The organism is Streptomyces sp. NPDC048288 (genome assembly GCF_043201555.1).
Taxonomy (GTDB): domain Bacteria; phylum Actinomycetota; class Actinomycetes; order Streptomycetales; family Streptomycetaceae; genus Streptomyces.
This window is the reverse complement of sequence record NZ_JBICZD010000008.1, coordinates 357599-381069: the sequence shown is the minus strand read 5'-3', so window position 1 is coordinate 381069 and position 23471 is coordinate 357599. Positions and strand designations below refer to the sequence as shown.

Genomic DNA, 23471 nt, shown 5'->3' with positions numbered 1-23471 from the left:
GGCGGGAATGAGCTTCGAGGACTTCTTCGGGCCGCAGGTGCCCAGGCCGGGCGGCGAGGCGCAGGCCCCGACCTACGCCCTGGCCTCGGCCGCCTACCGGGACACCCCGATGGAGGAGATCAAGAAGGCCGACAACGAGTGGCACCAGTCCGCGGTCAACGAGGGCCGCAAGTGGGCGAAGATCTTCCGGCCCAACTTCGGTGAGGCGTACTCCCAGGCCGTCATCGACCGCATGCTGGGCGTCGGCCGCAAGCCGCTCATCCAGTCCTTCGGCAGCGAGCCCCAGGTGGTCGTCGAGCACTGCCTCGCCGCCAACCGCATCCGCCGGGAACGCGACCAGCGGCTGACCGCCATCATGTTCCTGTGCGGGGTGCTCTTCCTGCCCGGCCTGCTGATCTGGCTGCTCGTCTTCCAGCTCCGGGCCACCATGCTGAAGACCGACAACAAGCGGGTCTCCGGGCTCGGCAGCGCCCTGCTGGCCGCCGTCGGCGTGGTCGCGGTGATCTTCCTGATCCGGATGCCGCTCACCGGCTTCTGGGGCTGGTACGCGCGCGGCTGCATCGTGCTCCCGGTCGTCGGCTGGTACCTGGCCAAGCGGCTGTGCGAGACCACCGCGAAGGACCTGCGCGAGGCCTGGGGCGGTCTGCTCTCCGGCGGCAGCGTCGGCGCGAAGGTCCCCGAGGCGGTGCCGACCAGCCCCGACCAGGCCGCGGCCGAGCAGCTGCGCCAGTCCCTGGCCCGGCTCAGCGCCGAGCAGCAGTCCAACGCGGTCTTCTACGCCGGCTCCAAGGGCATACTCGGCATGGGCACCCGCTGGGGCTCCTGGCACCTCGCGGAGGAGCTGGTCCCGCTCGACCCGGTCAAGGGCATCCACGAGTTCCGCGCCTGGACGGTGGTCCGGGAGATCGAGAAGGAGCTGAGCGTGCTGCACCGGCAGCACCTCAAGACCGGCGGCTTCCCCGAACCGCAGGTCAGGCACTGGATCGTCAGCCATGTCGGAGAGGGTGCCAAGGCGGTGTCCCGGCCCGAGGGAACCGACTACAAGGTGGGGCCCAAGGACGTCGAGGACATCTGCAACAAGAACCACTTCGACAAGGGCGACCGGCACTACCTGGGCGTGCAGTGGCCGCACCTGTGGAACGGCGAGCTGATCATCACGATGATGGCCACCGTGACCGTGCTCAAGGAGACCCTCCGCATCGAGGTCACCGGCCATGCCCTGGGCCCGGTCAACGGCCTGTTCAGCGGCAAGCCCGAGGCGCCCACGAAGACGGTCGCCAAGACCGTGCGGTTCTGGGAGACCCGGACCATCAAGCTGCCGCTGGTCACCCCGGACGAGGTGGTCCGGCTCGCCGCGCGGGCGACGGTCAGCTGGTACCCGCCGCTGCTGAAGTGGCTCGGCGGTTCCATAGGCCTGCCCGAGCCGTTCGGCCTGCGGCACGCCTGGGCCGACCAGCCCTGGAACCACCGTTTCATGGCCGACGACGCGCTGCGCGCGGCCACTCCGATACTCCGCGCGGTGCACCGGGCCGCGCTCAGCGTGCTCAAGGAACACGACGTCAACACCGACAAGTTCACGTCGCGCGCGGGCGCCCTCAGCGGGTCGGTCCAGGAGGCGTCGCCCAAGAAGGCCGACAAGTACGACGCGTGAGCCCTCCCCCGGCTTGAGGGAGGGGAACCGCAGGAGTGGGGAGCCGTCGGGCCTAGGCCGTCGGCCAGGCCTCGGCCAGCATCTTCCTGGTGTCGGCCAGCAGCTGTGGCAGCACGCGCGTATGGCCCACCACCGGCATGAAGTTGGTGTCGCCGCCCCAGCGGGGCACGATGTGCTGGTGCAGGTGGGCCGCGATGCCGGCGCCCGCCACCGTGCCCTGGTTCATGCCGATGTTGAAGCCGTGGGCGCCGGACGCGCCGCGCAGGGCCGTCATCGCCTGCTTGGTCAGCTCGGCGAGTTCGACGGTCTCCGGGCCGGTCAGGTCCGTGTAGTCGGCGACATGGCGGTACGGCACCGTCATCAGGTGGCCGCCGTTGTACGGGTAGAGGTTGAGCACCGCGTAGACGTGCTCACCGCGCCGGACGATCAGCCCGTCCTCGTCGGACTTGGCCGGGATCGAGCAGAAGGGACAGCCGTCGTCGGCCCCGGGGCCGGTCGGCTTGTTCTCGCCCTGGATGTAGGCCATCCGGTGGGGCGTCCACAGGCGCTGGAACGCGTCCTGCGTCCCCACTCCGATCTGCTGCTCCGGCTCACTCGTCATGCCAGAAAGCATATGGCTTCGCCCGTTCGCGGCGTGTCGCCGGGGCCAGCCCAAACCGCTCGGCGGCGAAGCTGGGCGGATGGACGACGACAGCCGGCTGGACCGCTGGGACCGACGGACCGACCTGCCGCTCGGTATCGCGTCGCTGGTCTTCCTGGGTTCGTACGCGGTGCATGTGCTGGAGCCGAACCTGCCCGAGGCCGTGCACGCCGTCCTCCTGTCGCTGACCTACGCGACCTGGGCGATGTTCGCCGTCGACTACGCGGTGCGCTGGCGGCTCAGCCGCGAGGGTCCGGGGTTCGTACGACGGCACTGGCTGGACACCGTCGTCCTGGTGCTGCCCCTGCTGCGGCCGGTGCGGGTCGTGCGGACGTACGAGGCGATGCAGCGCCGGCACGGTGAGCCCCGGATGGGGCTGCACGCGCGCGTGGCGGCCTACTCGGCGCTGTCGATCTCGCTGCTGGGCTTCTCCGGCGCCCTCGCCGTCTACCAGGCCGAACGCTCGGCCCCGAACGCCAACATCCGGACCTTCGGCGACTCCCTCTGGTGGACCTGCTCGACCCTCTCCACGGTCGGTTACGGCGACTACGTCCCGGTGACCACCCTGGGGCGGTTCATCGCCGCGGGACTGATGGCCTGCGGTCTGGCCCTGCTGGGCACGGTCACCGGATCCTTCTCGTCCTGGATGCTGCAGCGGTTCTCGGGGAGCGAGAACGCCGGAAGGCCCCCGGAGAACTGATCTCCGGGGGCCCCGCGCGACCGAGTGCGATCAGACCTGGGCCCGCTCCTCGACCACCTTCACGATCTTGGCGATGGCCTCGTCGAACGGGATGCCGTTCTCCTGCGAGCCGTCGCGGTAGCGGAAGGAGACCGAACCGGCCGCCATGTCCTCGTCGCCCGCGATGACCATGAAGGGCACCTTCTGCTTCTGGGCGTTGCGGATCTTCTTCTGCATCCGGTCGGAGGAGCCGTCGACCTCGACGCGCAGGCCCTTCTTCTTGGCCTCGGCGGCGAACTTGTGCAGGTAGTCGACGTGCGCGTCCCCGATCGGGATGCCCACCGCCTGCACCGGCGCGAGCCACGCCGGGAAGGCGCCCGCGTAGTGCTCCAGGAGCACCGCGAAGAACCGCTCGATGGAGCCGAACAGGGCGCGGTGGATCATCACCGGGCGCTGCTTGGAGCCGTCGGCGGAGGTGTACTCCAGGTCGAAACGCTCGGGCAGGTTGAAGTCCAGCTGGACGGTGGACATCTGCCAGGTGCGGCCGATGGCGTCCTTGGCCTGCACGGAGATCTTCGGGCCGTAGAAGGCGGCGCCGCCCGGGTCGGGGACGAGCGGGAGGCCCTGCTTCTCGGCGACCGCGCGGAGCGTCTCGGTCGCCTCCTCCCAGACCTCGTCGGAGCCGACGAACTTCTCCGGGTCCTTGGTGGACAGCTCCAGGTAGAAGTCGGTGAGGCCGTAGTCGCGCAGCAGGTTCAGGACGAAGGTGAGCGTCTTGTCGAGCTCCTCCGCCATCTGCTCCTTGGTGCAGTAGATGTGCGCGTCGTCCTGCGTGAAGCCGCGGGCCCGGGTCAGGCCGTGCACGACACCGGACTTCTCGTACCGGTACACGGTCCCGAACTCGAAGAGGCGCAGCGGCAGTTCGCGGTAGGAGCGGCCGCGCGCGTCGAAGATCAGGTTGTGCATCGGGCAGTTCATGGGCTTGAGGTAGTAGTCCACGCCCTCGTCGAGCTGCATGGGCGGGTACATGCCGTCGGCGTACCAGTCCAGGTGCCCGGACGTCTCGAAGAGCTTCCCCTTGGTGGCGTGCGGGGTGTAGACGAACTCGTAGCCCTCCTCCTCGTGCCGGCGGCGCGAGTAGTCCTCCATCACCCGGCGGACGATGCCGCCCTTGGGGTGGAAGACGGCGAGGCCGGAGCCGATCTGCTCCGGGATGGAGAACAGGTCCAGCTCGTTGCCCAGCTTGCGGTGGTCGCGCTTCTCGGCCTCGGCGAGGAAGTCCAGGTACTCCTTCAGCTCGTCCTTGGACGGCCAGGCGGTGCCGTAGATGCGCTGGAGCATGGGGTTCTTCTCGCTGCCGCGCCAGTAGGCGGCCGCGTTGCGCATCAGCTTGAACGCCGGGATAAGACGGGTGGAGGGCAGGTGGGGACCGCGGCAGAGGTCCTTCCAGCACAGCTCGCCGGTCTTGGCGTCCAGGTTGTCGTAGATCGTCAGCTCACCGGCGCCGACCTCGACGTCCGCGCCGTCGTCCGAGGACGCCGAACCCTTGAGACCGATCAGTTCGAGCTTGTACGGCTCGTTCGCCAGCTCCTCGCGGGCCGCCTCGTCGGTGACCACACGGCGGGCGAACTTCTGCCCGCGCTTCTGGATCTCCTGCATCTTCTTCTCGACGGCCTTGAGGTCCTCCGGCGTGAACGGCTTCGCCACGTCGAAGTCGTAGTAGAAGCCGTCCTTGACCGGCGGGCCGATGCCCAGCTTGGCCTCCGGGAAGATCTCCTGGACGGCCTGCGCCATGACGTGCGCGGTGGAGTGGCGCAGGATGCCCAGGCCGTCCTCGGAGGAGATCTCGACGCCCTCGACGGTCTCGCCGTCCCGTACCTCGTAGGCGAGGTCCTTGAGCTCTCCGGCGACCCGGGCGGCGATGATCGAGCGCTCGCCGGCGAAGAGCTCGGCGGCCGTAGTGCCCGTCGTCACCACGCGTTCTTCCCGCTCGGAATCGCGTTGGATGATCACACGGACGTCTGACACCGGTCTCTCCTGACTGAAGGTGGATGCGGGCGCCGTACCGGAGCGCACGCCATACCGGATCGTACCGACCCGGCCCCACCGACTGCGAAACGGTTACCGACAGTCGGCCCTCAGTCGCAGTCGTCGCCGCTGCACGCCTCCTCGAAGAAGTCGAGGTTCTCCTGGAGCGACTTCATCAGCCGGTCCCGCTCCGCCTCCTCCACCTGCACCGGTACGACCCCGGAGGCGCCGGACAGCCGACGGAAGCCGCCGCGGCTCTCCAGCCGCCCGTGCACCCGCACCGGGAGTCCGACGATGTGCGCCTGTCCGGCGATCCGGTAGTCCTCCTCGTCGAGGGTGACCCGGACGTAGGGCACGTCGGCCCCGGCCAGCACCCGCAGCCGTACCGCACCCTCGCCGCGCGGTTCGGAGCGGCGCATCCGGACCACGGTGCCGGTGACGCGGACGGCCACCGAGGGTTCGTCGCGCAGGTAGCGGGCGCTCGCCTCGCGCAGCACGGGCAGGTCGCCGGGCGAGAACTCGACGGGTTCGGCGGCCGACGCGCAGTCGTCGGGGACCCCGGCGCCGGGCGCCCACTCCACGGAGATACGGGCGCCTTCGGTGCCGCGTACGAGCGTGACGAGGGCGTCGGTCAGCTCGCGGCTGACACCGGCCTCGACCGCCCCGTCGAAGGCGTCCATGCCGCCGGTGGCCCGCTGGTAGTCGATGGCCTCGCGGGCCGCGTACAGCGCCTGGTGGAGGCGTACGGCGAGCGGCCGGCCGGTGCCGACGGGCACGAAGGCGGTCAGTCCGCGCCCGCCCTCCGCCGAGCCGACGAGGACGGAGTCGAGCAGCGCGGCGGCGGCGCGCTTGTGCCGGGCGCCGTAGTAGCCGGCCCGCGCGCGGGTGGCGAGCGCGCCGGCCAGCAGGGTCTGCCGGGCGGCGGTGCGCAACTGCTCCTCGGCCGTCCAGGACGCGGCGTCCGCCGGGCCGCTCGGGACATCCCGCCACCAGCGGATCTCGTCGCTGGGCACGGCGAGCCCGACGAGCACCTCACGGGCGGCGGGCGTGCCGCTGCGCACGAGAGCGGTGAGCGCCTCCCCGAGCAGGTCGTCACTGTCCGGGAAGGCGCGGCTCTCGGGTACCAGCAGGCTGGTGCCGGTGTTGCCCGGCCCGGGTGGGGTCCAGCGGCCGTACCGGCCCGGTGCTCCCCCGCGCCGCTGCCAGCCGTGCCGGCGCAGCAGGGCGCCGAGCACGACCGGGTCGACCTCGGCGGGCTCGGGGGGATGGTTCCAGTGCGGCCCGTGGAGATCGTCGGGATGCGGGCGAACCTCCCGCAGCTGCTCCTCGTACGGACGGTGCCTCATGGCCTGCCTCCCGTCCCGACCCGCGTCATGATCTCGCAGAGCGCCCGGTCGTCGAAGATGCGCGAAGTCGGAATCCGCACGGTGGTCCGGTGCCGGCCGGTGATCGGCTGCCCTGCCAGGTTGACCCAGTAGCAGCAGTGGCGCAGATCGAGCCGGTCGTGGCTGGCGCGCAGCCAGTCGTCCTGGGAGCGCGGTACCAGCATCACCACCAGGATCTTGTGCACCGACACCGGTGTGCGGGCGAGCTTGCGCAGGTGGTCGTTGTCCAGCGTGAAGGAGAAGAAACGCCCCGGCGGGTTGGGTGCGATCTGGTACGTGCACTTGAGCTGCACCTTGATGGTCACCTCGTCGTCGACGGTGTGCCCGGGCGAGCCATGACTGACGTGCCAGTCGATGCCGTTGTCCGGAAACGGCTGCGACAGCGAGCAGCCGGCCGCCGCCGCGACGGCATGCAGATAGCCCACCTGCAGTGTCTCCATGCAGGCGGTGGTCGCGAGCGTGCCGCGATGGGGGCCCGTGCGTTCGGGCAGCAGCCCGCCCCGCTCGGGCTGCGCTATCGCCATGACCAACAGCCTTCCCAGCCAAAGAGTTTCCCCGTGGCGGGCCGCTGAACTGCAAAGACCCGCACTCCTGTTGTGTCCTTCCGGCGTACGTCGCAAACGGCCCGGGTATCACCAAACGGGCAGAAGACGGTACGTCATCTGCCGTGGGTGAACGAGGAGTTGTATTGGCATGACGTGCTGGTACGAGGGGCCCCTGGCGGCCTTCGACACGGAGACCACGGGCGTGGACGTGGAGACCGACCGCATCGTGTCCGCCGCGGTCGTCGTCCAGGACGCCCCGGGCACCCGACCCCGGGTGACCCGCTGGCTGGTCAACCCGGGTGTGCCGGTGCCGGAAGCGGCGACGGCGGTGCACGGGCTGACGGACGAGCACCTCCAGCGCAACGGCCGTTGGCCGGCGCCGGTGATGCATGAGATAGCCGAGGAACTGGCCGAGCACGCGGCGATGCACCGCCCGCTGGTGGTGATGAACGCGCCGTTCGATCTGACCCTGCTGGACCGCGAGTTGCGCCGGCATCGGGCGTCCTCGCTGGACCGCTGGTTCGAGGCGAGCCCCCTGCTCGTCCTCGACCCCCGGGTCCTGGACAAGCATCTGGACCGCTACCGCAAGGGCCGCCGCACCCTGACCGACCTGTGCGCACACTACGAGGTCACCCTCGAGGGCGCGCACGACGCGGGCGCCGACGCGCTCGCGTCCCTGGAGGTCGTACGGGCCCTGGGCCGCCGTTTCGCCGCCCGCCTGGAGCGCCTGTCCCCCGCCGAACTGCACACCCTGCAGACGACCTGGCACGCGGCGCAGGCCCGCGGCCTCCAGGCATGGTTCAACCGCAGCGGCACACCGGAAACAGTGAACCAGGACTGGCCACTCCGCCCGGACCTGCCGACGGCCGCGTGACAGTCCGCACGAAAAAGGCCGGTCTGCGTAGGCAGACCGGCCTTCCCGGTGGTGGGCGATACTGGGTTCGAACCAGTGACCTCTTCGGTGTGAACGAAGCGCTCTTCCACTGAGCTAATCGCCCGGGACCGGAGTGAACAATACAGGGACCGGCGCGTTTCGTTCAAACCGCTTGCAGGTGCCCGAGCAGTCCGCGCCGCCCGGCGCACATCATCAGCCGGTGGTTGGCGCGGAAGAAGGGCCGTCCGGGCACGGCCAGTCGCCGCAACAGCGGCTTGTTGACGTCGACGACCTGGTCGTAACGGGCGAGCGTGCCGGTGGCGTCGGCGGCGACCGTCCAGCGGGCCCAGCCCTCGATGTCCCCGGTCATGGCGATCTCCAGCAGGCCGGCCTCGGGATCGCGTCGGGTCTCGCGGGCGGTGAAGGTCATGTCGTACGGCAGGACCGAGCGGATGGTGATGACGCCCGTGGTGTCGTTCAGCCGGCTCACCGAACGCACCTGGGGCCACCAGTCCGGATAGTCCTCGACGCGTTCGAGTGCCCGGTAGACGGCCGCGACCCCGTAGGGCAGCTGCCACAGGCTGAGAAAGCGGTAGTGGGTCCAGTCCATGGGCGGAGTCTGCCCGGGCAGGCGATCTGAGTACGCGTACTCATGCCCCTACGGAGTGACCTGGACCACACTCACCGTACGAGCGCCGCCGCCCGTGCGACGGCGCTCCCCCTCTCACCTGCTACGACGGCATCTTGTCGCCGAGCAGCGCCAGGTTCTCGATGGCCGCGAGGCCGTACAGCGCGGTGTCGTTCGAGGACACCCAGCTCGCCTCGCTGCCCGCGACGAGGGTGACCGGCCCGGAGAGCGACTCGGTCTTCCACGGCGAGGACTCCAGGTACCCGTCGGAGCTGTAGAACTTCGTCCACGCGCGCTTGGCCAGCGTCTCGTCGCCGGTCTGTACGGCGGCGTACGCGTCGAGCCGCGAGTGGCCCTGGAAGAGCAGCAGGGTGCCGAAGTTGGAGCCGTAGCGTGCCGCCTGTTCGGCCTTGGTGGCGTTGAAGTAGCGGCAGTAGTCGAAGTAGACCTCGTTGAACTTCGGCATGTCGACGAGGTGGATCAGCTCGGCGCAGAGTTCGTTGAGGCCGAAGACCGCCGAGAGGTGGGAGACCGAGACGACCGGGGTGGCGGCGGTGGCGAACTTGCCGGTGTCGAGGTCGTAGAGGCCGCTGCCCTGGACGAAACCGTTGGGCTGGGCGGCGATGCCCTCCATGGTGGACAGGACGCGCGCCTTGGCCTTCTCCCACTTGGGGCCCTTGCGTTCCCACTCGGTGAGCCAGGCCGAGACCAGGCCGCTCCAGTCGGTGCCGAAGCCGATGGACAGGGCGTGCCGGTCGGGGGTGTAGGGGTCGGTGCGGACCTTGCGCAGCGGGTCGAGGACGAGGAACGTCTCGTCGGAGTCGACGTTGGCGGCCATGAGGTCGCCGACGCGCTCGTCGGCGGTGAGAAAGTAGTAGAAGCGGCGGTAGGTGGTGTTGGAGATGCGCTGCTGCTTGGCGCTGTCCGCGAAGTGCTGGACGCCGTGCCGGGTGCCGAGGCCCGCCCACTGGCCGATGTGGTAGACGTCCACCTCGCCGGTGTGCCGGGTGAGCGCCTCGGCGAACCGGAAGATGTCCGAACGGCCGCTTCGAAGGTACGCGTACCAGAGCCACAGGTCGGGCGAGAGCTCGGAGTTGTCCCAGGCGTAGCCGCCGACGTCGTACCGCCACTGGTGGCGCACGGTGTCGTAGGTGTGCATGAAGTCGCCGTAGTCCCAGAAGCCGTACCAACGGCGCTGCTCCACCTGGTCCTTGTAGTAGGTGAAGAGGAAGTCGAGGTGGTCCTCGATCTTCGCCTTGGCGGCGGTGGAGCGGTCGGGCTCGGAGTACAGGCCCGGGCCGAAGACCTTGGACTTGATCAACTGCGCGGGCGGGGCGGTGAGTTGCGGCAGGACCCGGACCGCTTCGACCTGGTCGGCGAGTGCCTCCGGGGTCGGCGTCGACTCGTTGGCCCAGAAGAGGAGTTCCGAGGTGCGGGCGATGCCGTAGGGGGTGCCGAACTCCGGTTCGTAGTCCTCGTAGGTGATGTTGAGGCCTTCGAGCTGTTCGGCGTAGGTGTCCTGGCCCATGCCGTCGTGGTAGAAGCGCAGGTCCATCGGCTGGGCCTCGGGCGACCAGAGCCAGAGGGTGACCTCGGCCGCGTCGGTGTGGGCGTCGCGGATGTCGAGCTGGGCCGGGAACTTCTCCCAGAAGTCCCTGAGCCCGAAGGAGAATCCGCCGCTCGCGCCGCCCACGTACCCGAATCCGGACGCGCGCCTGCCGCCGCCGGCCGCGATCCAGCCGTACCCCTTCCTGGTGCGCTTGCGCAGGGTGAAGCCGTCGGCGGAGAGCTGGGAGAGGGTGTAGTCGCCCCAGTGCGGGATGTACTGGAGGCGGGTGGTGACGCGCTGGTCCCAGGTGGCCGGGTCGGGCAGCTTCTGGCCCGCGTACTGGGCCGCCTGGACCGCCGCGCCCGGGTCGCGGCGCAGCCCGGTGATGCCCTGGACGGCCTCCCGCAGCAGGCCGGTCCCCTCGCCTCCGATCCGGATGTGCCGGTCGTAGGCCTCGTCGCGCATCGGCACGCTGAAGCGGACACCGAGCCCGCGGATGAAGTCGCCGCTGGCCTTGCCCGGCTCCTGGGTGCCGTCGTAGGTGATCGTGTGGACCATGCGGAAGGAATCGGCGCCCGCGTAGAAGTAGAGACGGATCGAGAACGGCAGCCAGCTCCGGCTGCCCTTGCGGTGCTTGCCGTCGATACGGACGACCGCGCGGACCGGGCCGTCCTGTTCGACGGTGACGGAGTCGATCGCGCCGTCGAAGCGCTCGGTCTTGACCGTGCCCTGGTCCTCGTCCTCGACCTCGGGCTGGCGGACGAGGACCAGCCGCCCGTTCGTGGCGATCTCGGTGGAGCCCCGGGTGACGGACTTGATCAGCGTGGAGCCGTTCTTGCCGATCTTCACCGCGATCACGCCGGTCGACACGTCGATGGTCCCGCCGCTCCTGTCGACGGTGACCTTCTTGTCCGGCGCGGCCGCGTCGCCCGCCGCGAGGGTGAGCTTTCCGCTCCCCGAACTCACCGCGTGGGCGGTCCACTTGAGGGAGCCGTCCGGCCAGTAGGCGATCGGCCAGGACTGGACGGGCACGTCCTTGCCGTCCGCGTCCGTCAGCGCGAAGGTCTGGTCCTCCTGGAACGCGCCCATCGGCCAGGGCACGCCGACGGTCGAGCCGGGCGCGGCGCCGAGGCCGCCGTCCTCCAGCCAGTCCAGGGTCACCGGGTCCGCGTCGGCGGCCTCGGTTCTGGGCGCGGCCTGCGCGTCCTTCGCCCCGAGCGCCCAGCTGAACTGGGCGGCGGCACCGGCGACCGCGGCCGCCTTGAGGAGGGACCTGCGAGGGATGGGAGACATAGTCCGCCTTTCCTTTCCGTGCACACGCAAGGGTGGTCAGGGGCATGACAGATGGAGGTGCGGCGCCGACCGGGCGCCGCCCCTGGTGCGGGGCCCGTCAGTGACGGCGCCGGTGGCGCTCCTCCACGGCGACGGCCGCCGCCGCGACGGCACCGAGCACGGGGACCGCCAGCGGCGCGACGAGCAGGGCTGAACAGATCACGAGGACCGCTCCCCCGACGAGCAGGAACGATCCGCCGGGGTCGAGGACGGTACGGCGGCCGGCCGCCGCGAGCAGGGTGCGCCAGCGGTCGCCGGGCGCCCAGACGGCCGCCGCGCGCAGCCCCGCGACCGCGAGGCCGATCACCGCGAACAGGCCGACGGCCCCCACGAGCGGCCCGCCGGGCAGCCCGGCGCGCACCGCCTGGACGTCCACCCAGGCGACCGCGACCGCGCCCCAGCCGGCGAGCCCGACGAGCGCGCCGCCGGGCAGCGCGGCCCGGAAGTCGCTCACGAACTCCCGCCAGCCACCGCCCACCTGACCGGTGCGGCGGCGCAGATGCCGGGCACCGGCGGCGAAGGCTGCCGGGTAGGTGACGACCCCCAGGGAGGCGACGGCGATCCACACCCCGGTGAGCAGGGACTCGGCGAAGACGCCGAACCGGTCCGAGAGGGGCGTCGGCTTCACTCGCGCGTCGTCGGCCATGGCCTCAGCCCTTCAGTCCGGAGGTCGCCATTCCGTCGATCAGATAGCGCTGGAAGGCGAGGAAGAACAGCAGCACGGGCAGCAGCGCGACCAGGGACATGGCGATCATGCCGCCGTAGTTGGCGGCCACGCCGTCGGAGTCGCGGAACATCATCAGGCCCAGGGAGACCGTGTACTTGCCGGGTTCGTTGAGGTAGATCAGCGGGCCCATGAAGTCGTTCCAGGCGTTGATGAAGGTGAAGATCGCGCTGGTGATGAGGGCGGGCCGGCACAGCGGCAGCACGATCGACCAGTAGATACGGAAGTGCCCGCAGCCGTCGAGCCGGGCAGCCTCGTCGAGTTCCCTGGGCAGGTTCCGCATGAACTGCACCATCAGGAAGACGAAGAAGGCCTCGGTGGCGAGGTACTTGCCGATCAGCAGCGGGACGTAGGTGTTGATCCAGCCCAGCTTCTGGAACATCACGTACTGCGGGATCAGCAGCACGTGGTACGGCAGCAGCAGCGTGCCGATCATCAGGGAGAAGAGCAGGTTGCGGCCGGCGAACCGGATGCGGGCGAAGGCGTAGGCGGTGAGCGAGCAGGAGACGAGCACGCCGACGACGGCTCCGCCGGCGTAGAACAGGGAGTTCTGGAAGAAGGTCCAGATCGAGACGTCCGCGATGCCGTCGGCGAGCCCCTTGAAGTTGTCCAGGATCGGGTGGGACGGGAACAGCGTGAGGCTGTTGATGATGTCCTTGCTGGGCTTGAAGGACGCCCCGAGGACCCAGACGACCGGGTAGAGGATGACGGCGAGGATCAGCAGGGCGCCGAGGTGCCAGCCCAGGGAACCGCTCCGGCGGCGGCTCAGCAGGGACGGTTTGCTGGTGGTCGCGCTCATCGGGCGTCCTCCTCGTAGTGCACCCACTTCTTCTGGGACCAGAAGAGGACGGCCGTCACCAGGGCCACCGCGAGCAGCAGCATCCAGGCCATCGCGGCGGCGAAGCCCATCTGCGCGTTCTTGAAGCCCTGCTGGTAGAGGTAACAGGTGTAGACGAGCGTGGCGTCGGCCGGACCGCACTGGGTGTTGGAGACGACATACGCCGAGCCGAAGATCTGGAAGGAGTGGATGGTCTCCAGGAGCACGTTGAAGAAGAGCACCGGGGAGATCATCGGCAGGGTGATGTTCCAGAACTTCCGGAACGGCCCGGCCCCGTCCATCTCGGCGGCCTCGTAGAGCTCCTTGGGGACCTGCTTGAGTCCGGCGAGGAAGATGACCATGGGGGCGCCGAACTGCCACGCCGTCAGGGCGACCAGGCAGTAGAGGATCCAGTCGGGGTTGCCGACCCAGCCGCCGACATGGAAGCCGAGGAAGGACTGGGTACGGTCCACGACGGCGCCGTCGGAGAAGAGCGACCGCCAGACGAACCCGACCGAGACGCTCGCGCCGATCAGCGACGGCGCGTAGAAGGCGGCCCGGTAGAAGGCCTGGCCGCGGCGGTTCTGGGCGAGCAGCAGGGCGACACCGAGGGCGAGCAGCAGCTTGATCGGGGTGCCGATGATCACGTACTTCGCGGTGACCTCGACCGACTTCTGCCACCGCGGGTCGTCGAACATCCGGGTGAAGTTGTCGAGGCCGACCCACTTCGGGGTGTTGAAGAGGTTGTAGTCGGTGAAGGCGAAGTACAGCGAGGCCACCATGGGGCCCGCGGTCAGCAGGAGGAAGCCCGCGATCCACGGGGACATGAAGAGGTAGCCGGCGAGGTTCTCCCGGCGGCCCCGCCGCCGCGCTGTGGCGGGGGCGGCGGGGTGTGCCCTGCGGGCGGCGGGAGCGGTGTCCTTGACGAGCGTCACGGCGGTTCCCATCGGACTGGTCAGGCCTGGAAGGCGGCCTCGGACTCGGAGAAGAACTGCTTCACCGCGTCGGAGACCTTGGTCTTGCCCTGGGACATGTCGCCGCCGATGCGCAGGAAGGCGGCTTCGATGGTGTCGGCGCCGGAGGGGTGCGGGGTGATCGTGCCGAGGACACCGGCCTTGGCGGTGTCGTCCTCGTACTGCGCGATCTCCTTGCTGACCGCGTCGGTCGGCTTGAACGCCGCGTACTGCTCGGTGCTGGCGAGGATGCCCCGGTCATAGCCCATGATCGTGCCGACCTCGGGGTCGTGGACCATGAAGTCGATGAACTGGGCGACCTCCTTGGGGTGCGCGGTGCGGGCGGAGGCGCTCAGCATCAGGGAGGCCAGGTACTGGCCGGTGTTCTTGCCGTCGGTGGTGGGGATCGGGCCGAGACCGTAGGTGCTGGTGCCCTCCGCCGAGTAGCGGACGGTGAAGTTGTCCCAGGTGAACTCGGAGGCCGCGTGGCCGGAGGAGAGGGAGGACTTGGGAGAGTCCTGGGCCACGATCTTCGGGTCGGTGACGATGCCCGCCTTGACCCTGCTGTAGCCGTCCTGCCACCACTCCGTCAGGTCGGCCTGGTCGAAACCGAGCCCTTCCTTGGTGAAGAAGGCCTTGCCGTTCTGGCGGAGGTACAGGTCGTACAGGTACATGATGGAGAAGTAGCCCGTGTCACCCGCGATCTTCGTCTTGTCGTGGATGGTCTTCAGGGCCTTGAAGTACTCGTCCCAGGTCCAGCCGGTCTGCGGGTCCACGCCCGCCTTCTCGAACACCTTCTTGTCGATGACCAGCGCCATGGTGTTCGAACCGACCGGGACACCGAGCTGCTTGCCGTCGACCTCGCCGACCTTGGTGACGCCCGCCCGGAAGTGATCCAGGCTCAGGTTGCCCGCCTTTACCTGGGAGTTGAGGTCGAGCAGAATTCCTCTCTTGTCGTACTTCCGAAGAAATCCGACAGCATTCTGGAAAACGTCCGGGGGATTTCCGCCCGCGGCCTGCGTCTGGAACTTCTCCCAGAACGATTGGTAGTCCTGGAAGTCCGTCTTCACCTTGATCTTCGGGTACTTCTTCTCGAAGAGCTTGATGGTCTGGTTGATCTTCTTGGCGCGTTCGTCGGCACCCCACCACGAGTAACGGATCGTCACCGTGCCGTCCCCGGAGCCACTGCCGCCACCGCACGCGGTCGTCGCTCCCAGACCGAGCGCGGCCGCCGAGACGCCGGCCGCCTTCAGGATGGTCCGCCGCTCCACATTCCTGCTGGTTCCCACAGTCGGGCCCCTCCCCGCAGCGTCGCCGCCGCCTGCATGAATCGTTTCAAGTAAGCGCTTGCTGGCACAAGTTACGGAGGGCCCGGTGAGGCGTCAATGATTCGGACAGGATTTTCTTGTGGACGGGGGCGGCCGAGCGGGGTGGCGCCGCACCGGCGCGGCGGCCGGGAGGCCGGTGACGTCGCAGGTGAGGGCCGCGCGGTCGGGTGACCGAACGTCAGGCGGCCGGACCGGCGCCGGGGTTACGGCTTGGCCTCGGCGAGCGGTTCACGCCGGGGCGGGCCGACGGCGAGGGGGCGGCGAAGATCCGCTGCGGGGCGGCCGAGGGGTTCCGGCAGACCGCACGGATCCACGACCGCGGCGAAGATCCATCGGCTCGTCACGACGAGGATCCGTCGGCTCGCCCCGGGGACGGGTGCGGGCCTGCGCCGGTGATCCCGACGGCCCCGGAGCGGACGGGAGACGGACACCTCCGACCACCACAGCCGGTGCACCCCGCCCGCGCGGCCCGTCCCGAAGATCGACCGCGCCCTCCGACGGCAGCCGCCCCTCGACCACGGACCGTGTCCGGCGACCTCACTACCCCGACCCCGGAAACGACTGCGGCCCACCTGCTGTCTCGCAGGTGGGCCGTAGCTCCGGGTGGGCGATACTGGGTTCGAACCAGTGACCTCTTCGGTGTGAACGAAGCGCTCTTCCACTGAGCTAATCGCCCGGACGCAGGAAGAACATTACCCCATGTCAGGGGGTGCCCCCGACCAGTCGCCGGGGCCCGCGACCGACGGCCGGGTCACTCCTCGATCTTCCATGGCATCACGACGCCGAACCTGGACAGATAGACCCCGGCCAGGCCGGCCACGATCACCAGGCCGACCGTCGTCAGCGTGATGTTGCGGCGGCGCACCTTGGGGTCGAGCGCCTTCTGGGCCGCCTCCGTGACCTTGCGCTTCGTCCAGCGGAGCACCAGCTGCGCCCAGACGAACTCGGTCGCCCAGATCGCCATGCCGCCGAAGATGACCACCCAGCCCGGGCCGGGCAACGGCAGCAGGACGATGCCCACGGCGACGACCGCGAGGCCGACCGCGAAGACCCCGACCTGCCAGCTCAGGTGCAGCACCCGGCGCGCCTTGACGAAGCCGGGCGCCCTCGAACCGAGCCCCCGCTCGTCGCGTGCCCCGTCCACCGTCGTCCCGTCCGCCTCGTTCCCGTCCGAGGCCACGGCGACCTCGCCCGGTTCGTTACTCCCCGTATTCATACGACCAAACCCTACCTGAGCGATTCCGGTCACCGGAATGGTCGTAGATCATGCTCAGCTTCTCGGCCGGAAGAGTTACGTAAACACACGCAAAACACTCAGAGGGGTTTACAACGGCACCGTAGGTGGCATGTCGATTTCGCCGACGTGCGAATCCCCGAGCGCACACTGAGCGAAAGGCCCTGGCGCTTATGAACACCACGGTCAGCTGCGAGCTGCACCTGCGCCTCGTTGTGTCGAGCGAGTCCTCCCTGCCTGTCCCCGCAGGCCTGCGGTACGACACGGCCGACCCCTACGCCGTGCACGCCACCTTCCACACCGGAGCCGAGGAGACCGTCGAGTGGGTGTTCGCCCGCGACCTCCTCGCCGAGGGGCTGCACCGCCCCACCGGCACCGGCGACGTCCGCGTCTGGCCGTCCCGCAGCCACGGTCAGGGCGTCGTGTGCATCGCCCTGAGCTCCCCGGAGGGGGAAGCTCTGCTCGAGGCCCCGGCGCGGGCCCTGGAGTCCTTCCTGAAGCGAACAGACGCCGCCGTGCCGCCCGGCACGGAACACCGGCACTTCGATCTCGATCAGGAGCTCTCGCACATTCTGGCGGAGAGCTAGGCCGCCGCCCCTGAAAGCCGCCCGGCGCCGTCCACTCGGGGAGACGGCTCGGGCCTAGACAACCGCATACGGCAGCACCGGCGCCGCCACCGTGTTCGGTCACGGGGCGGCGCCGGTGTGTCCGTGTGCCCCGGGGAACCTCCGCCGGGCCCCGGCCGTTCTACGGGACAGCCATCAGTGGGGCAGGGCACGGTGCGGGGCCTCCGTATGTCGCTACCATCGGCCACCATCGGCGGGCGCCCGCCCGACCCCCAGGCCAGGGAGCGAAACGTGCTGATCACCCACGACACCCGGTGTTCCCTCGACGCTGTGGTGGATCTGGTGAACACCGCGCCGGAGGACGACACGGCGGTGGACGGGCTGCTCGATGTCCCGGCCCTCCAGAATTTCGTACGAAGCCACGACATGAGCGATGTCGGCGTGCTGTCGGAGTTCGACCTGTCGGCGGTGCGCAAGATCCGCGGACGGTTCGCGGCGGTCTTCGCCGCCCCGGACGCGCGGGCCGCGGCCGGGATGATCAACGAGCTGGTCGCGGCCGCCGGCACCACACCCCAGCTCACGGACCACGACGGCTACGACTGGCATGTGCACTACTTCGCACCCGGCGCCTCGGTCGCCGACCATCTCGCCGCCGACTGCGGGATGGCGCTCGCGTTCTTCGTCGTCGCCGGGGAGCAGGAGCGGCTGCGGCGCTGTGAGGCCCCGGACTGCCGGCGCGCCTTCGTCGATCTCTCCCGCAACCGTTCGCGCCGCTACTGCGACAGCCGGACCTGCGGAAACCGCCTGCACGTCGCCGCGTACCGGGCGCGCCGCAAGGAGGCGGCGGGCTGATCGGCTGGATGCCGACGCCTGCCCCGGCGGATGGCGCCGGGACGGGCGGGTACGGCTCACAGCCACAGCAGGTCGTGCAGCGCAGCCATGAGGAGCAGACACCCGATCACCGCAAGGAAGATCATCAGCGGTGGCTGGGAAAGGGCGAAGAGGCACCCGCGCGGCTCGTCCTTCGGCGACGCGGCCTCGCTCTGTTTCGTGTCCAGCATCTCGCGGCGATGATGACCTAGAAGACACCCGCCGCGCGATCAACACGCCCGCAATGGGCGGGAGTTCGCCGAATTCCGTGATGTCCGTTTCGGTTCCGCCCGCCCTGTGAACGGTTGCGTGCGTGCCGCGGGCGCACTGTGTCGTTTCAATGCCTTATGTGAATGTCATATGCCGTGCTTCTTGAGGATGGCCTCGATGTCGCTGAAGTCGTCGCCCGAGGTGCCGCTCCGGGGCGCCGCCGCGGGCTTGGCCGCCGGACGGGTGGCAGGGCTCAGCGAGGGGGCCGAGGCGGTGGGGGCGACGGCGTCACGCTGCGCACCCCGGGCGGCCGCCTTGCGCTCGGCACGGGTGCCGCCGCGCCGGCGCTCCACGGCACGAGTGGTGGAGAACAGGGCCCAGGCCACGCCGAGCACACCGAAGCCCGCCCAGGCGGTGGGGCTGAAGGCGGTGTCGGCGAGCCAGCCGACGACTCCGGTCATGACCAGGCCGACGGGCACGAGCGAGTAGGCGGCGATACGGGCGGCCGCCAGATACCGCTTGCGGTAGGCGGTGACCACGGCGATGCCCAGGCCGGCCGCGGACACGGCGGAACAGATTGTCTCGGCGATCATCCGGTCCTCCTGGCGGGCTGGGTCGGGCATGCGGTGCCTCGGGCGCGGCACGTGTGGTGCTTCGCCCCTTCCATCGTGCACCGCCCGGCCCGTGCGATCCATGCCCAGGCCCGACAATCAGGGCGATCTCGGGGTCCGCTCCGGGTCGTCTCCACCCCAGGTACGAGCCCTCGCCTCATCAGCCGTGGGCCGCGGCCCACCGTCTCGATTGGGTGGCCGGAGCCCGGCCTGGAAGACTGGCGTTCATGAACGACTCCTCCCCCGCCCCCGGCGCCCCCGGCGCCCCCGTCCTGGACGTCTGGTGCGAACTCCAGTGCCCCGACTGCCGCAGCGCCCTGGACGACGTCCGCGCCCTGCGGGCCCGGTACGGCGACCGGCTGGAGCTGCGGCTGCGCCACTTCCCGCTGGAGAAGCACAAGCACGCGTTCGCCGCCGCGCAGGCCGCCGAGGAGGCGCTGGAGCAGGGGAAGGGCTGGGAGTACGTCGAGGCGGTCCTCGGCCGGGTCGAGGAGCTGGACCGCCGGGGCGAGCCGTTCCTGGTCGAGGTCGCCCGTGAACTCGGCCTGGACGCCGAGGAGTTCGACACCGCGCTGATCGACGGCCGACACATCCTGATCGTCGACGCCGACCAGGCCGAGGGCAAGGCCATCGGCGTGACCGGCACCCCGACCTATGTCATCGGCGGCGAGCGCCTCGACGGCGGCAAGAGCCAGCAGGGCCTGCGGGAGCGCGTCGAGGAGATCACGGACCGGCTGCTGGCCGAGCAGGCCTGACCGGAACTCGGATCAGACCTCGCGGTCGGCGCAGGGCCTCGTAGCCGACCCGGATCCTCGCAGTCGGCTCAAGTCCTCCCAGTCGGCTCAGGTCCCAGTAGCCGGCCCGAGTCCTCGCAACCGACTCAAGCTCCTCTTAGCCGGCCCAGATCCTCTTAGCCGGCTCCACTCCTCGCAGTCGGCGCAGGTCCTCGCAGTCGGCTCAAGTCCTGGTGGTCAGGTCAGGTTCTTGTAGAAGGAGTGCGACATGGTGACGTACCCCAGCGAGTCGTAGAGCCGCTCGGCCGGGGTGTTGCCGGCGAAGACGTTGAGGCCGAGGGTGCTGCCGCCGGAGGTGATCACCTGGTTCTCGGCCAGCAGCATGAGGGTGCGGCCGTGCCCCTGGCCACGGTGGGCGGCGTCGGCCTCGACGTCGTACACCCACGCGCCGCTGTCCCGGAAGGCCACCCACAGGACGCCGACGCGGGTTCCCTCGTGTTCGAGGACGCTGAACCGCATGCCGTCCGTGGCGAGCCCTTGGGGCAGCAGTTTCTCGTGGCCGATCCGGGAGTTCTCGAAGGCCTCGGCCTCGGGCACGCCGTACCCGATCCACACGCGCGCGTAGTGCTCGGACTCGTGGGCGAGCCACGCCTCGAACTCGGCCTCGGTCATGTCGCGGCCCTCGCTGCCCGCCGGCAGCGCGTGCGGGGTCCGGCCGAGCTGCTTCTCCATACCGCGGTTGCGCAGGACGTAGCCGAGCGCCCGCACGAGGTGCAGGGCCGGCTCCGCGGCGGCGGACACATGTGCCTCGATCTGCCGGCAGCCCCAGCCGCGCGCCACCTCCTCGGCGGCGAGCGCGGCCACCGTGCCCCGGCCCCGGCGGCGGTCGGGCTCCTCGACGCTCAGGTCGACGATGCGGGCCACCCGGGCGCCGAGGTTCGGCGAGGTGCCGAGGTGGAGGGTGCCGACGGGCCGGCTGTTCACGCATACCTGGAAGCGCCGGGACAGCGCCCCGTCGGCGCCGTGCTGGAGCGGCTCGGTCGGCCGCAGGGTCGTGGTCATCAGGGGTGTTCTACCCGTGGAGAGGCCGCACAGCAGCCCATTTTCCGGCAACCCCTACGGGTCCAGGTCCTCGCCCGACCGCTCGTCGAAGATGCGCATCGCCTTGGCGGTCACCGGGCCCGGGGCGCCGGGGAGTTCACGGTCGTCGACGCGGTGCACGGCCTGGATGTCGCGCAGGGTGGAGGTGAGGAAGATCTCGTCGGCCCGCTCCAGGACGTCCAGCGGAAGGTCGGTCTCCCTGGCTCCGGTCCACTCGACGGCCAGGGCGCGGGTGATGCCGGCCAGGCAGCCGGAGGCGACCGGCGGGGTGTGGATCTCGCCGTCGAGGACGACGAAGACGTTGGAGCCGGTGCCCTCGCAGAGCTGCCCGACCGTGTTGGCGAACAGGGCCTCGGAGGCGCCGTGCCGGTTCGCGCGGGCCAGGGCGACGACGTTCTCGGCGTACGAGGTGGTCTTCAGGCCGGTGAGGGCGCTCCGCTCGTTGCGGGTCCAGGGGACCGTGATCACGGCGGTGGAGTCGGCACGGCGGCCGGTCTCGCCGAGGGCGACCACCAGGGTGGGCCCGCGGTCGCCGCGGTCGGAGCCGAGGGGCCCGTGGCCGCCGGTGTAGGTGATGCGCAGCCGGCCCAGCGGCATCGGGTTGGCGGCGAGGACCGCCGCGCAGGCCCGGCGCACCTCGTCGTGGTCGGGGTCGGGCAGGCCGAGGCCCCGCGCCGAGCGGGTCAGCCGGTCGAGATGGCGGGTGAGCGCGAACGGCTCGCCGTCCGTCGCCTTCACCGTCTCGAAGATGCCGTCCCCCACGGTCAGCCCGTGGTCGAAGACGGAGACACGCGCGGACTCGGCGTCCCGCAGCTCGCCGTCCAGCCAGATCCTCACCCGAGGCCCCCTTCGTTCACGTCGTACGTACCCGACGCTACCGCGAGCAGCCGGGCGGCCTTCAGCTCGGTCTCCCGCCATTCACCCTCCGGGTCGGAACCCCAGGTGATCCCGGCGCCGGTGCCGAACCGGAGCATGGCGGCGTCCTCGGCGGTCCGGTCGATCCAGAAGGTACGGATCCCCACGGCCAGCTCGCCGACACCCCGGTCCGCGTCTACCCAGCCGATGCCGCCGCAGTACGGGCCGCGCGGCGCGGTCTCCAGGGCCTCGATGATCCGCAGCGCGCTGGACTTCGGCGCGCCGGTGACCGAGCCCGGCGGGAAGGCGGCGGCGAGCAGCTCGGGCCAGCCGGCGTCCGCGCGCAGCTCGCCGCGGACCGTGGAGACCAGATGGACGAGCCCCGGGTGCTTCTCCACCGCGCACAGGTCGGGGACGGTCACCGTGCCGGTGGCGCAGACCTGCCCGATGTCGTTGCGGACCAGGTCCACGATCATCACGTTCTCGGCGTAGTCCTTCTCCAGCAGGTCCGCCTCGGTCCGGCCGGTGCCCTTGATGGGCCCGCTCTCGACGGTCCGTCCCGTCCGGCGCAGGAAGAGTTCGGGCGAGGCGGTCGCTATCTCCACGCCGTGTCCGGGCAGGCGAATCGTTCCGGCGTACGGCGCCGGGTTGCCGCGGGCCAGCAGCGCGGTCAGGGCGTCCACGTCGGCGTCCGGGGCGACCGGTGCGGACAGCACCCGGCAGAGGTTGGCCTGGTAGACCTCGCCGGCCGCGATGTGCGCCCGGATCCGGTCCACGGCCGCCCGGTACGCGGCCCGGTCCAGGGACGACGCCCAGTCACCGGCCGCCGGGCCGTGCCACTGCCCCGGCACCGGCGCGGGCACCGGCTCCTGCCGCACGTCGGCGAAGCGGGCACAGGTCAGCCGGCCCTCGAAGTCCGCGCACACGGCCCAGAACCCGGTGGAGTCGAGGGCCGCGGGATCGCCGGTGACGTCGAGGAGACCGGTGGCGACCTGGTCGCCGAACCGGGCGAGGGGAGGGAGACGGAGCACGTCGTCGAGTCTATGGCGGGTGTCCTGGGAGTGGCCCGGGCATGTCGCCGAGGGGGCCCCGGCCAGGTAGTCGGCCGGGTCCGGCGCAGCACGCTGCGTAAACGCGTTTTTGTGCTGGCCGGGGAATCCGCTAGAGTTCAACACGTCGCCGGGACGCGAGAGCGGACCGAAACGACAGGCGGACGTAGCTCAGTTGGTAGAGCGCAACCTTGCCAAGGTTGAGGTCGCGAGTTCGAGCCTCGTCGTCCGCTCGAAGGAAACAGGGGTCTTCCCGATCCCCTACACTCCTGGTGGAGTGGCCGAGAGGCGAGGCAACGGCCTGCAAAGCCGTCTACACGGGTTCAAATCCCGTCTCCACCTCCAAGGACGATTAGCTCAGCGGGAGAGCGCTTCCCTGACACGGAAGAGGTCACTGGTTCAATCCCAGTATCGTCCACTGGATCTTGGTCTGACGATCGAGCATCCGACCCAGCGCGATTAGCTCAGCGGGAGAGCGCTTCCCTGACACGGAAGAGGTCACTGGTTCAATCCCAGTATCGCGCACGCAGTGCACATGATCTCCGGATCATGGTCCCGAGGACGATTAGCTCAGCGGGAGAGCGCTTCCCTGACACGGAAGAGGTCACTGGTTCAATCCCAGTATCGTCCACACGATGAAGAAGCCCCGGCCGTCTCGAACGGCCGGGGCTTCTTCATGCGGTGCTCAGCTGGAGAAGAGCATGTGGGCCCAGCTCTTGTTGTGGTGACCGCCGTGGTGACCGTGCCCGCCGTGGTGACCGCCGTGGTGCGGGGCGCCCCAGGCCGGCGCGGGCGGCGCCGGGTAGGCCTGCGGGGCCGGCGGGACGGGCTTCGCCCACTGGGCCTCCATCTGGGTCAGCGCCTCCAACTCGCCGTAGTCGAGGAAGATGCCCCGGCAGCCGCTGCACTGCTCGATCTGGACGCCACTGCGGTTGTAGGTGTGCATCGGCGCATGACACTTCGGACACTGCATGGTCGGCTCAACTCCTCGCCGGTCAAAACTTCTTCGCGGTTCTCCCAGGACAGACTCCGTCCGTACCCGGTCGGTTGCACCCTACTTCGGGAAATCGAGGGTCAACCGGGCGGGGACCAAGGTCATTCAGGAGCA

Annotated in this window: 24 protein-coding genes and 7 tRNA genes; 11 read left to right on the top strand and 20 right to left on the bottom strand. The window is 70.0% G+C overall.

The genetic code is table 11. The features are described 5' to 3' along the window. The first annotated feature begins 7 nt into the window (after window positions 1–7). A complete protein-coding gene (locus ACGFZS_RS29370) occupies window positions 8–1651 on the top strand; it encodes a hypothetical protein (RefSeq protein WP_393797633.1) in 1644 nt (547 codons plus the stop codon). A gap of 52 nt (window positions 1652–1703) precedes the next feature. On the opposite strand, the gene ACGFZS_RS29365 is transcribed toward ACGFZS_RS29370, so the two are convergent. Continuing rightward, window positions 1704–2264, bottom strand: coding sequence for an HIT family protein (locus ACGFZS_RS29365; RefSeq protein ID WP_393661748.1), 561 nt, complete (start codon window positions 2262–2264; stop codon window positions 1704–1706). A gap of 67 nt (window positions 2265–2331) precedes the next feature. On the opposite strand from ACGFZS_RS29365, the gene ACGFZS_RS29360 reads away from it, so the two are divergent. Further along, entirely contained in the window at window positions 2332–2991 is a 660-nt protein-coding gene (locus tag ACGFZS_RS29360; RefSeq protein ID WP_393797632.1) for a potassium channel family protein, read from the top strand. A 30-nt stretch (window positions 2992–3021) separates the two neighbouring features. On the opposite strand, the gene thrS is transcribed toward ACGFZS_RS29360, so the two are convergent. The 3 genes from thrS to ACGFZS_RS29345 form a co-directional block, all read right to left on the bottom strand. Next, window positions 3022–4998, bottom strand: coding sequence for a threonine--tRNA ligase (thrS, locus tag ACGFZS_RS29355; protein WP_393537898.1), 1977 nt, complete (start codon window positions 4996–4998; stop codon window positions 3022–3024). Window positions 4999–5108: 110 nt separating this feature from the next. Then, entirely contained in the window at window positions 5109–6344 is a 1236-nt protein-coding gene (locus ACGFZS_RS29350) for a hypothetical protein (RefSeq protein WP_359222704.1), read from the bottom strand. Beyond that, on the bottom strand, window positions 6341–6907 hold the full coding sequence (locus tag ACGFZS_RS29345; RefSeq protein WP_355711031.1) for a DUF4365 domain-containing protein: 567 nt from the start codon (window positions 6905–6907) through the stop codon (window positions 6341–6343). Before ACGFZS_RS29345 ends, ACGFZS_RS29350 begins: the two co-directional genes overlap by 4 nt. Before the next feature lie 169 nt (window positions 6908–7076). On the opposite strand from ACGFZS_RS29345, the gene ACGFZS_RS29340 reads away from it, so the two are divergent. Continuing rightward, a complete protein-coding gene (locus ACGFZS_RS29340) occupies window positions 7077–7802 on the top strand; it encodes a 3'-5' exonuclease (protein WP_393797631.1) in 726 nt (241 codons plus the stop codon). A 49-nt stretch (window positions 7803–7851) separates the two neighbouring features. Here ACGFZS_RS29340 and ACGFZS_RS29335 read toward each other — a convergent pair. From ACGFZS_RS29335 to ACGFZS_RS29290, 10 genes are all read right to left on the bottom strand, one after another. Next, a tRNA-Val gene (locus tag ACGFZS_RS29335) sits at window positions 7852–7926 on the bottom strand. Window positions 7927–7965: 39 nt separating this feature from the next. Then, complete coding sequence (locus tag ACGFZS_RS29330; protein WP_393797630.1) at window positions 7966–8412, bottom strand: SRPBCC family protein; 447 nt, start codon at window positions 8410–8412, stop codon at window positions 7966–7968. Window positions 8413–8533: 121 nt separating this feature from the next. Beyond that, window positions 8534–11272 carry a Tat pathway signal sequence domain protein gene (locus ACGFZS_RS29325; protein WP_393797629.1) on the bottom strand — a complete coding sequence of 913 codons (2739 nt, stop codon included), beginning with the start codon at window positions 11270–11272 and terminating at the stop codon, window positions 8534–8536. Between the two features lie 97 nt (window positions 11273–11369). Beyond that, window positions 11370–11957 (bottom strand): hypothetical protein, encoded by a 588-nt coding sequence (locus ACGFZS_RS29320; RefSeq protein WP_365685211.1) that lies wholly within the window; start codon window positions 11955–11957, stop codon window positions 11370–11372. A 4-nt stretch (window positions 11958–11961) separates the two neighbouring features. Beyond that, the gene (locus ACGFZS_RS29315; RefSeq protein ID WP_393797628.1) at window positions 11962–12834 is read right to left on the bottom strand and encodes a carbohydrate ABC transporter permease; all 873 of its coding nucleotides are present in this window, start codon (window positions 12832–12834) and stop codon (window positions 11962–11964) included. Then, window positions 12831–13799, bottom strand: a complete 969-nt coding sequence (locus ACGFZS_RS29310; protein ID WP_393797627.1) for a carbohydrate ABC transporter permease — start codon at window positions 13797–13799, stop codon at window positions 12831–12833. The genes ACGFZS_RS29315 and ACGFZS_RS29310 overlap by 4 nt, the downstream gene beginning before the upstream one ends. An 8-nt stretch (window positions 13800–13807) precedes the next feature. Next, the gene (locus tag ACGFZS_RS29305) at window positions 13808–15094 is read right to left on the bottom strand and encodes an ABC transporter substrate-binding protein (protein ID WP_393797626.1); all 1287 of its coding nucleotides are present in this window, start codon (window positions 15092–15094) and stop codon (window positions 13808–13810) included. Between the two features lie 242 nt (window positions 15095–15336). Beyond that, complete coding sequence (locus tag ACGFZS_RS29300; RefSeq protein ID WP_393797625.1) at window positions 15337–15477, bottom strand: hypothetical protein; 141 nt, start codon at window positions 15475–15477, stop codon at window positions 15337–15339. Window positions 15478–15737: 260 nt separating this feature from the next. Next, a tRNA-Val gene (locus tag ACGFZS_RS29295) sits at window positions 15738–15809 on the bottom strand. 75 nt (window positions 15810–15884) lie between these two features. After that, on the bottom strand, window positions 15885–16349 hold the full coding sequence (locus ACGFZS_RS29290) for a TIGR02611 family protein (RefSeq protein ID WP_393797624.1): 465 nt from the start codon (window positions 16347–16349) through the stop codon (window positions 15885–15887). Between the two features lie 191 nt (window positions 16350–16540). Here ACGFZS_RS29290 and ACGFZS_RS29285 point away from each other — a divergent pair, with 191 nt between their 5' ends. Both ACGFZS_RS29285 and ACGFZS_RS29280 read left to right on the top strand, forming a co-directional pair. Then, a complete protein-coding gene (locus ACGFZS_RS29285; protein ID WP_004002642.1) occupies window positions 16541–16954 on the top strand; it encodes an SsgA family sporulation/cell division regulator in 414 nt (137 codons plus the stop codon). A gap of 270 nt (window positions 16955–17224) precedes the next feature. Continuing rightward, complete coding sequence (locus tag ACGFZS_RS29280; protein ID WP_393797623.1) at window positions 17225–17785, top strand: CGNR zinc finger domain-containing protein; 561 nt, start codon at window positions 17225–17227, stop codon at window positions 17783–17785. Between the two features lie 56 nt (window positions 17786–17841). On the opposite strand, the gene ACGFZS_RS29275 is transcribed toward ACGFZS_RS29280, so the two are convergent. Next, window positions 17842–17994, bottom strand: coding sequence for a hypothetical protein (locus ACGFZS_RS29275; protein WP_365685222.1), 153 nt, complete (start codon window positions 17992–17994; stop codon window positions 17842–17844). Between the two features lie 165 nt (window positions 17995–18159). After that, window positions 18160–18606: a hypothetical protein gene (locus tag ACGFZS_RS29270; RefSeq protein ID WP_393797622.1), complete on the bottom strand. Its 447-nt coding sequence runs from the start codon at window positions 18604–18606 to the stop codon at window positions 18160–18162. 245 nt (window positions 18607–18851) lie between these two features. On the opposite strand from ACGFZS_RS29270, the gene ACGFZS_RS29265 reads away from it, so the two are divergent. After that, a complete protein-coding gene (locus ACGFZS_RS29265; protein WP_393797621.1) occupies window positions 18852–19379 on the top strand; it encodes a DsbA family protein in 528 nt (175 codons plus the stop codon). A 216-nt stretch (window positions 19380–19595) separates the two neighbouring features. Here ACGFZS_RS29265 and ACGFZS_RS29260 read toward each other — a convergent pair whose 3' ends face one another. From ACGFZS_RS29260 to ACGFZS_RS29250, 3 genes are read right to left on the bottom strand one after another with little or no spacing between them, the layout of a single operon-like run. Further along, a complete protein-coding gene (locus tag ACGFZS_RS29260; protein WP_393797620.1) occupies window positions 19596–20420 on the bottom strand; it encodes a GNAT family N-acetyltransferase in 825 nt (274 codons plus the stop codon). 54 nt (window positions 20421–20474) lie between these two features. Next, a complete protein-coding gene (locus ACGFZS_RS29255) occupies window positions 20475–21296 on the bottom strand; it encodes an aminotransferase class IV (protein WP_393797619.1) in 822 nt (273 codons plus the stop codon). Further along, the gene (locus ACGFZS_RS29250) at window positions 21293–22345 is read right to left on the bottom strand and encodes a chorismate-binding protein (protein ID WP_393797618.1); all 1053 of its coding nucleotides are present in this window, start codon (window positions 22343–22345) and stop codon (window positions 21293–21295) included. Before ACGFZS_RS29250 ends, ACGFZS_RS29255 begins: the two co-directional genes overlap by 4 nt. Window positions 22346–22523: 178 nt before the next feature. On the opposite strand from ACGFZS_RS29250, the gene ACGFZS_RS29245 reads away from it, so the two are divergent. The 5 genes from ACGFZS_RS29245 to ACGFZS_RS29225 all read left to right on the top strand — a co-directional run bounded on the left by ACGFZS_RS29245 (window position 22524) and on the right by ACGFZS_RS29225 (window position 22994). Further along, a tRNA-Gly gene (locus ACGFZS_RS29245) sits at window positions 22524–22596 on the top strand. Between the two features lie 38 nt (window positions 22597–22634). After that, window positions 22635–22708, top strand: a tRNA-Cys gene (locus ACGFZS_RS29240). A gap of 1 nt (window position 22709) precedes the next feature. After that, window positions 22710–22781 (top strand) — tRNA-Val (locus ACGFZS_RS29235). A 35-nt stretch (window positions 22782–22816) separates the two neighbouring features. Beyond that, window positions 22817–22888, top strand: a tRNA-Val gene (locus ACGFZS_RS29230). Window positions 22889–22922: 34 nt separating this feature from the next. Next, window positions 22923–22994: transfer RNA gene (locus tag ACGFZS_RS29225), tRNA-Val, on the top strand. 54 nt (window positions 22995–23048) lie between these two features. On the opposite strand, the gene ACGFZS_RS29220 is transcribed toward ACGFZS_RS29225, so the two are convergent. Then, window positions 23049–23336 (bottom strand): zf-TFIIB domain-containing protein, encoded by a 288-nt coding sequence (locus ACGFZS_RS29220; RefSeq protein ID WP_355711015.1) that lies wholly within the window; start codon window positions 23334–23336, stop codon window positions 23049–23051. Between the last annotated feature and the right edge of the window lie 135 nt (window positions 23337–23471).

Bases quoted from the DNA above. Each gene is read 5' to 3' on its own strand.
- ACGFZS_RS29370 (WP_393797633.1), top strand. From the start codon at position 8: ATGAGCTTCGAGGACTTCTTCGGGCCGCAGGTGCCCAGGCCGGGCGGC.
- ACGFZS_RS29365 (WP_393661748.1), bottom strand. From the start codon at position 2,264: ATGCTTTCTGGCATGACGAGTGAGCCGGAGCAGCAGATCGGAGTGGGG.
- ACGFZS_RS29360 (WP_393797632.1), top strand. From the start codon at position 2,332: ATGGACGACGACAGCCGGCTGGACCGCTGGGACCGACGGACCGACCTG.
- ACGFZS_RS29350 (WP_359222704.1), bottom strand. From the start codon at position 6,344: ATGAGGCACCGTCCGTACGAGGAGCAGCTGCGGGAGGTTCGCCCGCAT.
- ACGFZS_RS29345 (WP_355711031.1), bottom strand. From the start codon at position 6,907: ATGGCGATAGCGCAGCCCGAGCGGGGCGGGCTGCTGCCCGAACGCACG.
- ACGFZS_RS29340 (WP_393797631.1), top strand. From the start codon at position 7,077: ATGACGTGCTGGTACGAGGGGCCCCTGGCGGCCTTCGACACGGAGACC.
- ACGFZS_RS29330 (WP_393797630.1), bottom strand. From the start codon at position 8,412: ATGGACTGGACCCACTACCGCTTTCTCAGCCTGTGGCAGCTGCCCTAC.
- ACGFZS_RS29325 (WP_393797629.1), bottom strand. From the start codon at position 11,272: ATGTCTCCCATCCCTCGCAGGTCCCTCCTCAAGGCGGCCGCGGTCGCC.
- ACGFZS_RS29320 (WP_365685211.1), bottom strand. From the start codon at position 11,957: ATGGCCGACGACGCGCGAGTGAAGCCGACGCCCCTCTCGGACCGGTTC.
- ACGFZS_RS29315 (WP_393797628.1), bottom strand. From the start codon at position 12,834: ATGAGCGCGACCACCAGCAAACCGTCCCTGCTGAGCCGCCGCCGGAGC.
- ACGFZS_RS29310 (WP_393797627.1), bottom strand. From the start codon at position 13,799: ATGGGAACCGCCGTGACGCTCGTCAAGGACACCGCTCCCGCCGCCCGC.
- ACGFZS_RS29290 (WP_393797624.1), bottom strand. From the start codon at position 16,349: ATGAATACGGGGAGTAACGAACCGGGCGAGGTCGCCGTGGCCTCGGAC.
- ACGFZS_RS29285 (WP_004002642.1), top strand. From the start codon at position 16,541: ATGAACACCACGGTCAGCTGCGAGCTGCACCTGCGCCTCGTTGTGTCG.
- ACGFZS_RS29275 (WP_365685222.1), bottom strand. From the start codon at position 17,994: ATGCTGGACACGAAACAGAGCGAGGCCGCGTCGCCGAAGGACGAGCCG.
- ACGFZS_RS29270 (WP_393797622.1), bottom strand. From the start codon at position 18,606: ATGATCGCCGAGACAATCTGTTCCGCCGTGTCCGCGGCCGGCCTGGGC.
- ACGFZS_RS29265 (WP_393797621.1), top strand. From the start codon at position 18,852: ATGAACGACTCCTCCCCCGCCCCCGGCGCCCCCGGCGCCCCCGTCCTG.
- ACGFZS_RS29260 (WP_393797620.1), bottom strand. From the start codon at position 20,420: ATGACCACGACCCTGCGGCCGACCGAGCCGCTCCAGCACGGCGCCGAC.
- ACGFZS_RS29220 (WP_355711015.1), bottom strand. From the start codon at position 23,336: ATGCAGTGTCCGAAGTGTCATGCGCCGATGCACACCTACAACCGCAGT.